We start from the raw sequence: 11568 nt of genomic DNA on the forward strand, positions 1-11568 counted from the left end.
GTCGAGACGGTACGCGGCTGGCACGACTGGCTGCGGCGGCACCGCCCGACGATCGAGGCCGCGCTCGGCACGGGGTGAGTGCGCCGGCACGGCGGTCCACCGGTCCGGCAACGCTCCCGGGCCTCCGGTAGCCGGCCCCGGCCACGCCTGCCCCCGGCCACGGGTCGCCGGCCCGTCACCTCCGCGACGCCTTTCGAGCTGATATCAGAAACGACTCGGGGCGCCGGTGCCCGCCCGCTCCGGGAGCGCGTGAGTCGTTGACGACATCAGCTCGAAAGGCACCGTGACAGGGCGCCGCCCGGCCCGGGCAGGGTCACCGGAAGCCCCGAGGCGAGCAGCTCAGCCACCCGGCGCAGCTCGCCCCACCCCGGCGAGATCCGGTCAGCCCGGTGGGACGACCAGGCCGGCCTCGTAGGCGGCGATCACCAGGTGCACCCGGTCCCGGGCGCCCAGCTTGGTGAAGAGCCGGGCCACGTGCGCCTTGGCGGTGGCCGGGCTGATCACCAGCTCCGCCGCGATCTCCGCGTTGGACAGCCCGCGTGCCACCAGGCCGAGCACCTCCCGCTCCCGGTCGGTGACCCCGGGCAGGTCCCGGGGGCGGGGCGCCGCGGCGGGCCGGCGGGCGAACTCGGCGATGAGCCGCCGGGTGACGCCGGGCGCGATCAACGCGTCGCCGGCGGCCACCACCCGCACCGCCCCGAGGATCTCCTCCAGGGCCATGTCCTTGACCAGGAAGCCGCTCGCGCCGGCGCGCAGCGCCGCGTGCACGTGCTCGTCGTCGTCGAAGGTGGTGAGCACGAGGACCCGCGTGGGTCCGCCGGCCGCGACGATGTCCCGGGTGGCCGCGATCCCGTCGGTGCCGGGCATCCGCAGGTCCATCAGCACCACGTCGGGCGTCAGCTCCCGCGCCGACCGGATCGCCTCCGCGCCGGTTCCCGCCTCCCCGACGACCACCAGGTCCGGCGCGTCGGTCATGAGCACCCGCAGGCCGGCCCGCACCAACGGCTGGTCGTCGACGAGGAGCACCCGGATCGTCACGCCGCACCCGCCGGCAGCACCGCGTCGACCCGGAAGCCGCCCTCCGGGCGTGGCCCGGCGACGCACCGGCCGCCGAGCAGCGCCGCCCGCTCCCGCATCCCGACGATCCCGTGTCCCTCGCCACCGACCGGGCCGCCGCGACCCTCGTCGACCACCTCGACGCGTAGCCCGTCGGGCGCGTGCCGCACGGTCACCCGACACCTGTCGACCCGCGCGTGGCGTACCACGTTCGTCAGTGCCTCCTGCACGATCCGGTACGCGGCCAGCTCCACCTCGGCGGGCAGCGGACCCGGCTCGCCGTCGACGGCGAGCGTCACCCGCACCCCGGCGTCGGCCGCGGCCCCGACCAGCCGGTCCAGGTCGCACAGTCCGGGCGTGGGGTCCAGCGACGCCGGCGCGCCGTCGGGGCGGCGCAGCGCGCCGAGGGTACGGCGCAGCCCGGCCAGGGTCTCCCGGCTGGTCGTCTCGATGGTGGTGAGCGCGGCCCGCGCCTGCGCGGGTTGACTGTCGATGACCCGGGCGCCCACGCCCGCCTGGATGGCGATCACACCGATGCTGTGCGCCACCACGTCGTGCAACTCCCGGGCGATGCGCAGCCGTTCGGCGGTGACCGCCTCGGCGGCGGCATGCGCCCGCACCTGTTCGGCGTGCGCGCGGCGGGCCAGCACCGAGTTGCCGACCACCCATGCCGCGAGGACCGCCGGGACGGAGAGGGTGGCCCGGTCCAGCGCGCCGGCGGCCGGGTTCACGAAGGCGGCGGCCACCTGCACCAGGAGCACCATCACCGCCGCGGGCACCGACACCCGACGCGGCCCACGGGCCGCGACCACGCCGAGCATCACGTCCACGACGAGGAACTGGAGGTACCACAGGCCGGCCAGGTAGCCCTGATCCCACGCGTTCGTGGTGGCGGTGACCAGCGACGCCCCGGCGAGCATGAGGCCGAGGGCGAGCAGCGGACGGCGACGCAGCAGGCCGGCGGGCAGCAGCACCGCCAGGACCGGCACGAGGTAGCGGACCGGGAGCCCGGGCACGCTGTGGTCGGGGGTGGGCACGACGAGCACCGGTCCGCCGGTGCCGGAGGTGGCCGCCAGCAGCAGCGCCACCGGCAGCAACGCCACCGCGGACCAGATCAGGACCGTCCGCACCCGCCGGGCCACGACGCGCGGACGCGCAACGACCGCCTCCATGGACACACCGTAGCCAGCGGCCGGCCGCCCGGTCATCGGCCGGTGGGCGTACGCCCGGGGGCGGGGTGTCACCGGCCGGGTGTGGTCCCCGGCACGACGACCCGGCGGCCGGGACACGGGAGCGTCGAAGCCATGATCGAGCTCAGGGACCTCACGAAACGGTACGGCGGGACGACCGCCGTCGATCGACTGACCCTCACCGTCCGGCCCGGCCACGTCACCGGGTTCCTCGGCCCGAACGGCGCCGGCAAGTCCACCACGCTCCGACTCGTCCTCGGCCTGCACCGGCCGACCGGCGGCACCGCCCTGGTGGACGGGCAGCCGTTCGCCGGCCGGCCACGAGGGCTGCGGTACGCGGGCGCGCTGCTGGACGCCGGCGACGTGCACGGCGGGCGCAGCGCACGGGCGCACCTGGCGGCGCTGGCCCGCAGCAACGGGCTCCCCCGCGCCCGGGTGGGCGAGGTGCTGGACCAGGTCGGCCTGTCCGAGGTGGCCGGACGCCGGATCGGCGGCTTCTCCCTCGGCATGCGGCAGCGCCTCGGCATCGCCGCCGCGCTGCTCGGCGACCCGCCGGTGCTGATGTTCGACGAGCCCTTCAACGGCCTCGACCCGGAGGGGGTGCGCTGGGTGCGCGGGCTGTTCCGGCGGCTCGCCGCCGAGGGGCGGACCGTGCTGGTCTCCAGCCACCTGATGGGCGAGATGGAGCAGACCGCCGACCACCTGGTGGTCATCGGACGGGGCGAGTTGCTCGTCGACGAGAGCCTCGCCGCGTTCGCCGCCCGCACCGCGCACGACCGGGTCGTCGTCCGTACGCCCGATCCGGCCGCGCTCGGCGCCGCGCTCGCGGCGGCCGGCGGGGTCGTCACGCGCAACGACGACGGCCTGACGGTCACCGGCCTGCCCGCCGGGCGGGTCGGTGAGCTGGCCTTCCGGGCCGGTGTCGTGGTGTACGGGCTGCACGCCGACGCCGCCTCGCTGGAGGAGGCGTTCATGGCGCTCACCGCCGACCGACTCGACTACGCCGCCGGAGGCCGATGATGCGCGCCCGTTTCCGTGACCTGCTCGCCGCCGAGTGGATCAAGCTGTGGTCGCTGCGCTCCACGTACGGGGCGCTGGCGCTGATCGCGGTCTCCGCGGTCCTGTTCAGCGCCCGGGCCGCGCTCGGCGACCACCACAACTGGCCGGACTACCCGGCCGAGCGGCGGGCCTCCTTCGACCCGATCCACGACGCCTTCCCCGAGGAGGGTTGGCTTTTCGTCATGCTCGCGGCCGGCGCGGTCGGCGCGGTCATGATCGCCGGCGAGTACGCCAGCGGACAGATCCGCAGCACGTTCCTCGCCGTACCCGACCGTCGGGCCGTGGTCACCGCCAAGGTCACGGTGCTGGCCGCCGTCATGCTGGCGGTCGGCGCGGTGGCCGCCTCCGCCTCCTTCTGGGTGTCCCAGACGATCCTCGCCGACCGGGACGCGGGTGCCTCGATCGGCGACCCGGGGGCGTTGCGCGCCGTCGTCGCCTCGACGCTGCTGCTGCCGGTCTGCGCGCTCATCGGGTTCGGCGTCGGCGCCCTGGTGCGGCACACCGCGCCGGCGGTCGTGGTCACCACCACGCTGCTGCTGCTCGCCCCGCTGGCCTTCGACATCGACAGGCGGTGGTCCGCGGCGATCCACAACGCGCTGCCGGTGCCGGCCTGGGAACGCCTGGTCGGCAACCCGTACGTGCTGCCGAACCTGCACGTGGCGACCGTGCCCGGGTCCTGGGCGGTGTACGCCGTCTGGCCGGTGGCCGCCGCGCTGCTCGCCGTGGTCGTCGTGCACCGCCGCGAACCCTGACCCGTCGTGGGCGCGCCCGCTCCGGGCGCGCCCACGAGCCGGTTCAGACGACGACCGAGACCATCCGGCCCTTCACCACGATCACCTTGCGCGGCTCCTTGCCGGCCAGGGCGCCGGCGACCGCCTCCAGCGCGGTGGCGCGGACGGTCTCCTCGCTCGCGTCGGCCGGCACCTCGACCCGGCCCCGGACCTTGCCGTTGACCTGCACCGGGTAGGTGACCGACTCGGCCACCAGCAGGGCCGGGTCGGCGACCGGGAAGTCCGCGTACGCCAGCGAGGTGTCGTGGCCCAGCTTGCGCCACAGCTCCTCGGCCAGGTGCGGGGCGAACGGGGCGACCATCAGCACCAGCGGCTCGGCCACCTCGCGCGGGGTCTCCGCCAGCCGGGTCAGGCCGTTGGTCAGCTCGATCAGCTTGGCGATGGCCGTGTTGAACCGGATGCCGTCCATGTCGGCGCGGACCCCGTCGACCACCTTGTGCAGCAGCCGCCGGGTCGCCTCGTCGGCCGGCTCGTCGGTGACCCGCAGCGCACCGGTCTGCTCGTCGACGACGGTGCGCCAGACCCGCTGCAGGAACCGGTACGAGCCGACCACCGCCCGGGTCTCCCACGGGCGGGACACCTCCAGCGGGCCCATCGACATCTCGTAGACCCGGAACGTGTCCGCGCCGTACGCCGCGCACATGTCGTCCGGGGTGACCACGTTCTTCAGCGACTTGCCCATCTTGCCGTACTCGCGCCGGACCTCGGTCTCGCCGTGGAACCAGCGGCCGTCGACCTCGACGACCTCCTCGGCGGGCACGTAGGCGCCGCGCGGGTCGGTGAACGCGTACGCCTGGATCATGCCCTGGTTGAACAGGCGGCGGAACGGCTCGAACGACGACACGTGGCCCAGGTCGAACAGCACCTTGTGCCAGAAGCGCGCGTACAGCAGGTGCAGCACGGCGTGCTCGGCGCCGCCGACGTACAGGTCCGTGCCACCGCAGTCGCCGTCACGGCGAGGCCCCATCCAGTACGCCTCGTTCTCCGGTTCGGCGAACCGCTGCGAGTCGGTCGGGTCCAGGTAGCGCAGCTCGTACCAGCAGGAGCCGGCCCACTGCGGCATCACGTTGGTCTCCCGGGTGTAGCGCTTCGGCCCGTCGCCCAGGTCCAGCTCGACCTCCACCCAGTCGCGCCGCCGCGACAGCGGGGTCTCCGGGTTGCTGGCCGCGTCGTCGGCGTCGAACGTCTTCGGCGAGAAGTCGTCGACCTCGGGCAGCTCGACCGGCAGCATCGACTCGGGCAGCGCGATCGGCGCCCCGGTCTCGTCGTACACGATCGGGAACGGCTCGCCCCAGTAGCGCTGCCGGGAGAACAGCCAGTCGCGCAGCCGCCAGGTGACCGCGCCGGCGCCGTGCCCGTTGGCCTCCAGCCACTCGATGATCCGCGCCTTGGCGTCGGCCACGCCCAGGCCGTCCAGGTCGATGCCGCGCTCCGGCGCCGCGCTGTTGACCGCCGGGCCGTCACCGGTGTACGCCTTGCCGGCGAAGCCCTCCGGCGGCTGCACGGTGCGCACGATCGGCAGGTCGAAGACCTCGGCGAAGTCCCAGTCCCGCTCGTCCTGGGCCGGCACCGCCATGATCGCGCCGGTGCCGTAGCCGGCCAGCACGTAGTCGGCGATGAAGATCGGGACCTGCCCGCCGGTCACCGGGTTCGTCGCGTACGCGCCGACGAAGACGCCCGTCTTCTCCTTGCTGTCCGCCTGCCGCTCGACGTCCGTCTTGGCCGCGGCGGCCTTCCGGTACGCCTCGACGGCCTCGCGCGGGCTGCCGTGCCCACCGGTCCAGGCGTCCTTCGTCCCCTCCGGCCAGGCGGCCGGCGTCAGCACGTCGACCAGCTCGTGCTCGGGCGCCAGCACCATGTAGGTGGCGCCGAAGATCGTGTCCGGCCGGGTCGTGAACACCCGCACCGGGGCGGCGTCGGTCGGGAAGTCGATGTGCGCGCCGGTCGACCGGCCGATCCAGTTGCGCTGCTGCAGCTTGATCGGCTCCGGCCAGTCCAGCGTGTCCAGGTCCTCCAGCAGCCGGTCCCCGTACGCGGTGATCCGCATCATCCACTGCTTCAGGTTCCGCTTGAAGACCGGGAAGTTGCCCCGCTCGGAGCGGCCGTCGGCGGTGACCTCCTCGTTGGCCAGCACGGTGCCCAGCCCCGGGCACCAGTTCACCGGCGCCTGCGAGACGTACGCCAGCCGGTGGTCGTCGACGACGCGCCGCCGCTCCCCCACGGACAGCTCGGCCCACGGACGCCCGTCCGGGGTGGCGCGGGTGCCGCCCTCGAACTCGGCGATCAGCTCGGCGATCGGCCGGGCCTTCTTCGCGTCCGCGTCGTACCAGGAGTTGAAGACCTGCAGGAAGATCCACTGCGTCCAGCGGTAGAACTCGGTGTCGATGGTCGCGACCGAGCGCCGCTCGTCGTGGCCCAGGCCCAGCCGGCGCAGCTGCGCCTTGTACCGCTCGATGTTCGCCTCGGTGGTGGTCCGGGGGTGGGTGCCGGTCTGCACCGCGTACTGCTCGGCGGGCAGGCCGAACGCGTCGAAGCCCATCGCGTGCAGCACGTTGTGCCCGGTCATCCGCTGGTAGCGGGCGTAGCAGTCGGTGCCGATGTAGCCCAGCGGGTGCCCCACGTGCAGGCCGGCGCCCGACGGGTAGGGGAACATGTCCAGCACGTACAGCTTCTCGGCGCCCGCGCGGGGGTGGGCCGGGTCGGCCAGCGGGCCCGCCGGGTTCGGCGCGTGGAAGGTGCCCTCCCGCGCCCAGGTGTCCTGCCAGCGGGTCTCGATCTCGTCGGCCAGGGCGGCGGTGTACCGGAACGGGGGGATGTCGGTGGCCGGTGCGGCTGCCTCACTCATGGCGTCTCCTCGGCGCGGGTCAGGTCAGGTCGGATGTGGGCGCTGGGCTGCGGGCACAAAAAAGCCCCTCGCGCAGGAGGGGCGGCCGTGCTGTCGCGCGTCAGCGCATCAGCACGGCTCGGTAAGAAGCAGGAAGACTCCGGCCATGTCCGGCAGTGTACCCCCGTCCCCCGTCCGGCGAATATTCAGGGCGTAACCGACCGACCACCTGCGGGGGTCGGCGATAACGACAAACATGGTTAGCCTGAGAGACCAGTGAGATTTCTGCGGCAGACGAGGCTCGGCGTCGCGAACCCAACGGCGGGTCCAGGTGCTCTATACAGAGCTGCCGTCCAGGCGACGAGGAGGAGGCCCGTGACACAACAGACCTGGGACGAGGTGGGCGGTCTGCTGCCGCACGACGAGTTCCGTGCCGCCAGCGAGGCCATCGTGTCCAACATCGAGCAGGTCATCGAGGGCAAGACGGCCACCGTCCGGCTCGCCCTGGCGGTGCTGCTCGCCGAGGGCCACCTGCTCATCGAGGACGTGCCCGGCGTCGGCAAGACCAAGCTCGCCAAGGCGATGGCGCGGTCCATCGACTGCTCGGTCCGTCGGATCCAGTTCACCCCCGACCTGCTGCCCAGCGACGTCACCGGCGTCAGCGTCTACAACCAGGAGACGCACGACTTCGAGTTCCGCCCGGGCGCGGTGTTCGCCAACCTGGTGGTCGGCGACGAGATCAACCGGGCCTCGCCGAAGACCCAGTCGGCCCTGCTCGAGTGCATGGAGGAGCGGCAGGTCACGGTCGACGGGGTGACCTACCAGCTGCAGACGCCGTTCATGGTGATCGCGACGCAGAACCCGATCGAGATGGAGGGGACCTACCCGCTGCCGGAGGCGCAGCGGGACCGGTTCACCGCCCGGATCGCCATGGGCTACCCGGACCCACGCGCCGAGCTGGCCATGCTCGACGGGCACGCCGCCGTCGACCCGCTGCCGGGGCTGCGGCCGGTCTCCGACGCGGCCACGGTCCGCCGGCTGATCGGCCACGTCCGGCAGGTGCACGTCGCCGACGCCGTCAAGCAGTACGCGATCGACCTGGTCACCGCCACCCGCGAGGCGCCCGACCTGCGGCTCGGCGCGTCCCCGCGGGCCACGCTCCAGCTGCTGCGCACCGCCCGCGCCGTGGCCGCCCTGGAGGGCCGCGACTACGTCCTGCCGGACGACCTCCAGGTGCTCGCGGTGCCGGTGCTGGCGCACCGGATCATCCCGACCGCGGACGCGCAGCTGGCCCGGCGTACCACCGACGCGATCGTCGCCGAGCTGGTGCACCGCCTGCCGCTCCCGCACGACCGGCAGCGGTCGCCGTACGACACCCGGCCGCCCGGCGGCGGCGGCAACAACGGCCGCGGGCCGTACGAGCCGCGGAGGCCGTGACGTGCGCGACGGGCTGCGTGGGCTGACCACCCGCGGCCGCTCCTTCCTGGCGGCCGCGGTCGCCGCCGCGATCTCCGCGGGCATCCTCGGCGAGAAGGACCTGCTCCGGGTGGCCGTGCTGCTCGCCGTCCTGCCGCTGCTCGCGGCGGCCTACGTCGGGCGCAGCCGCTACAAGCTGGCCTGCAACCGGTCGCTGGAGCCGCACCGGGTGCCGGTCGGGGCCAGCTCCCGGGTGGTGCTGCGGTTGCAGAACCTGTCCCGGCTGCCCACCGGCACGCTGCTGCTGGAGGACCGGCTGCCGTACGCGTTGGGCAGCCGGCCCCGGGTGGTGCTGGAGCGGCTCGGTGCGCACCAGGCCAGTTCCGTGGCGTACACGGTCCGCGCGGACGTGCGCGGCCGGTACGAGGTGGGTCCGCTGGTGATCCGGCTGACCGACCCGTTCGGTCTGTGTGAGCTGACCCGGTCCTTCCCCAGCACCGACCACCTCACGGTGATCCCGCAGGTCACCCCGCTGCCCTCGGTCCGGCTGCCCGGCGAGTACGCCGGCAGCGGCGACAGCCGGGCCCGCTCGGTGGCGGTGCACGGCGAGGACGACGCCGCCACCCGCGAGTACCGGAGGGGCGACGACCTGCGCCGGGTGCACTGGAAGTCGACCGCCCGCACCGGCGAGCTGATGGTGCGCCGCGAGGAGCAACCCTGGGAGAGCCGGGCCACCGTGGTGCTGGACACCCGGGCCGCCGGTCACCGGGGCGAGGGCCCGACGGCCAGCTTCGAGTGGGCGGTCTCGGCCGCCGCCAGCGTCGCGGTGCACCTGCGGCAGGCCGGCTACAAGCTGCGCCTGGTCACCGGCAACGGCGTCGACGTCGGGGCCACCGAGGCCGGCGGCGAGGGCCTGCTCCTCGACCACCTCGCCGAGGTGCACCTGGACCGGCGGGGCGAGATCACCACGCTGGTGCAGCAGGTCCGCCAGCGGGCCGACGGGGGTCTGATCATCGCCCTGCTCGGCACGGTCGGCACCGCCGAGGCGGAGCTGCTGGCGGGGCTGCGTGGCAACGGCGCCACCTGTGTGGCGTTCCTGCTCGACAGCAACACCTGGCTGAACCTGCCGTCGAAGGCGCGCGCCGAGGCGGAACGGGCGCACGGCAGCGCCGCGCTCGCCCTGCTGCAGAGCGGCTGGCGGGTGATCGGCGTGGAGCACGGCAACCGGCTGCCGGTGCTGTGGCCGCAGGCCGGTCGTGGCTCCCAGGGCTTCGCCCTGCGGGCGGCGCTGGCCGAGACGGTCGCCGGAGGCATGCGATAACCGGAAGGGTGGTCCTGTGACCCCGCACCGCAACATCGGCTTCGTCGCCGCGGCGGCGACCCTGCTGGCGTCGGCGCCACTGTCGGCGATCTTCGAACGCTGGACCTGGTTGATCCAGGCCGCGATCGTGGTCGCCGTGGTGGCCGGCGCGGCGGCGCTGAGCCGGCTGGGCCGGGCTCCGCTGTGGGGCCAGCTGCTGGCCATGCTGGCCGGCCTGGCCCTGGGGCTGACCTGGGTCTTCCCGGGCGGCACCGAGGCGTTGGCGTTCGTGCCGACCCCGGCCACGTTCGCCCACTTCGGCGACCTGCTCCAGGCCTCGCTGCAGGACATGCGCACCTACGGCGTCAAGGTTCCCGACGTCGACTCGCTGCTCTTCCTCGCCGTGCTCGGCATCGGCGGGGTGGCCGTGGTGGTGGACCTGCTCGCGGTCGGGTTGCGCCGCCCGGCGCTGGCCGGGCTGCCGATGCTGGCCATCTACTCGGTGCCGGTCGCGGTCTACCTGGACAGCGTCCCCGCCACCCCGTTCGTGGTGGGCGCCTGCGGCTACCTGTGGCTGCTGGTCACCGACAACGTCGACCGGGTGCGCCGGTTCGGCCGCCGCTTCACCGGCGAGGGGCGCGACGTCGACGTGTGGGAGTCGTCGCCGCTGGCGGCGGCCGGCCGACGGCTCGCGGTGGTCGGTGTGGCCGTGGCGGTCGCGCTGCCCCTGGCCGTGCCCGGGATGACCGGCGGGCTGATGAACAACGTCGGCGCCGGCCCGGGCGACGGCACCGGGCGGCCCGGCCAGGGCGGCAGTCCCGGCCGGATCGACCTGTTCGCCGCGCTCAGCGGCCAGCTCAACCAGAGTGAGGAGGTCGAGCTGGTCAAGGTCCGCACCAACGAGCCGAACCCGTTCTACCTGCGGCTCGGCGTCGTCGACGAGCTGCGACCGAGCGGCTTCCAGGCCCGGGTGCCGTCGGGCGGGCCGGTCACCCGCGCCCTGCCCGACCCGGCCGAGGGTGTCTCCCGCGGGGTCGAGCAGCGGCGCTACCGGGCCGAGGTCGAGGTGACGAAGAACCTGAACATGCCGCTGATCCCGGTCTACGCCGAGCCGACCGACACCGACGACCTCAGCAGCAACTGGCTCTACGACGGGGACCAGCAGATCGTCTTCTCCAACCGGGAGAACGCCCGCGGCAAGCGCTACTCCTTCGAGTACGTCAGGTCGACGTTCAGCCCGGCGGCGCTGCGCGCGGCGCCGACGCCGCCGGCGGAGAGCGCGGTCATGCGGCGGCAGACCTCCCGGCCGACGGTCGCCGCCGTCGAGGATCTGGTCCGGCGGTTGGTCAAGGGCCAGCAGAACGACTACGACAAGGTCCGCGCGATCTACGACTACTTCTCGGTGGAGAACGGCTTCTCCTACTCCCTGTCCACCCGCGACGGCAGCAGCGGGGAGGACATCACCAACTTCCTGGCCACCAAGGTCGGCTACTGCCAGCAGTACGCCGCGGCCATGGCCTGGCTGGTCCGGTCGGCCGGCATACCGGCCCGGGTCGCGATCGGTTTCACCAACGGCGGTCGGGTCGACGGCGACACCTCCGTGCTGACCAACCGCAACCTGCACGCCTGGACCGAGGTCTACTTCGGCGGCGGGATCGGCTGGGTGCCGTTCGACGCCACGCCCGCGGCCGCCATCTCCGGCTCGTTCCGCTCGTCCTGGGCGCCGGACATCGACGCCCCGGAGGAGATCTCCCCCTCGGCGGGCGCCACCGCCGCGCCGGGTGCCGCCGACCCGTCGGCCGGGGCGCAGCAGCCGAACCGCGAGGAGCGGGACATCGACCAGGGCCTGGCGCTCGGCGACGGTGGGCCGGCCCAGAAGGACGCGGTCTGGCCGTGGTGGCTGGCCGGGGCGCTCGCCCTGCTGGCCCTGCT

At 74.0% G+C, this 11568-nt stretch carries 8 protein-coding genes; 5 read left to right on the plus strand and 3 right to left on the minus strand.

Annotated features, from left to right (window positions below; translation table 11 throughout):
* Positions 1 to 381: 381 nt before the first annotated feature.
* Entirely contained in the window at positions 382 to 1038 is a 657-nt protein-coding gene (locus HUW36_RS34080) for a response regulator (RefSeq protein ID WP_217428815.1), read from the minus strand.
* Positions 1035 to 2228 (minus strand): sensor histidine kinase, encoded by a 1194-nt coding sequence (locus HUW36_RS34085; RefSeq protein ID WP_217428816.1) that lies wholly within the window; start codon positions 2226 to 2228, stop codon positions 1035 to 1037. Before HUW36_RS34085 ends, HUW36_RS34080 begins: the two co-directional genes overlap by 4 nt.
* Before the next feature lie 132 nt (positions 2229 to 2360).
* Here HUW36_RS34085 and HUW36_RS15275 point away from each other — a divergent pair, with 132 nt between their 5' ends.
* On the plus strand, positions 2361 to 3266 hold the full coding sequence (locus HUW36_RS15275) for an ABC transporter ATP-binding protein (RefSeq protein ID WP_174528777.1): 906 nt from the start codon (positions 2361 to 2363) through the stop codon (positions 3264 to 3266).
* Positions 3266 to 4057, plus strand: coding sequence for an ABC transporter permease subunit (locus HUW36_RS15280; protein ID WP_217428817.1), 792 nt, complete (start codon positions 3266 to 3268; stop codon positions 4055 to 4057). Before HUW36_RS15275 ends, HUW36_RS15280 begins: the two co-directional genes overlap by 1 nt.
* A gap of 43 nt (positions 4058 to 4100) precedes the next feature.
* Here HUW36_RS15280 and leuS read toward each other — a convergent pair whose 3' ends face one another.
* The gene (gene leuS / locus HUW36_RS15285) at positions 4101 to 6941 is read right to left on the minus strand and encodes a leucine--tRNA ligase (protein WP_174528779.1); all 2841 of its coding nucleotides are present in this window, start codon (positions 6939 to 6941) and stop codon (positions 4101 to 4103) included.
* Between the two features lie 354 nt (positions 6942 to 7295).
* On the opposite strand from leuS, the gene HUW36_RS15290 reads away from it, so the two are divergent.
* The 3 genes from HUW36_RS15290 to HUW36_RS15300 form a co-directional block, all read left to right on the plus strand.
* Positions 7296 to 8357, plus strand: coding sequence for an AAA family ATPase (locus HUW36_RS15290; protein ID WP_174528780.1), 1062 nt, complete (start codon positions 7296 to 7298; stop codon positions 8355 to 8357).
* A 1-nt stretch (position 8358) separates the two neighbouring features.
* Positions 8359 to 9657, plus strand: a complete 1299-nt coding sequence (locus tag HUW36_RS15295; protein ID WP_174528781.1) for a DUF58 domain-containing protein — start codon at positions 8359 to 8361, stop codon at positions 9655 to 9657.
* A gap of 16 nt (positions 9658 to 9673) precedes the next feature.
* Positions 9674 to 11568: transglutaminase TgpA family protein (locus HUW36_RS15300; RefSeq protein ID WP_174528782.1), on the plus strand; the 1895-nt coding region annotated here is incomplete at its 3' end.

It is taken from the genome of Micromonospora maritima (assembly GCF_902825405.1).
Lineage (GTDB): Bacteria > Actinomycetota > Actinomycetes > Mycobacteriales > Micromonosporaceae > Micromonospora > Micromonospora maritima.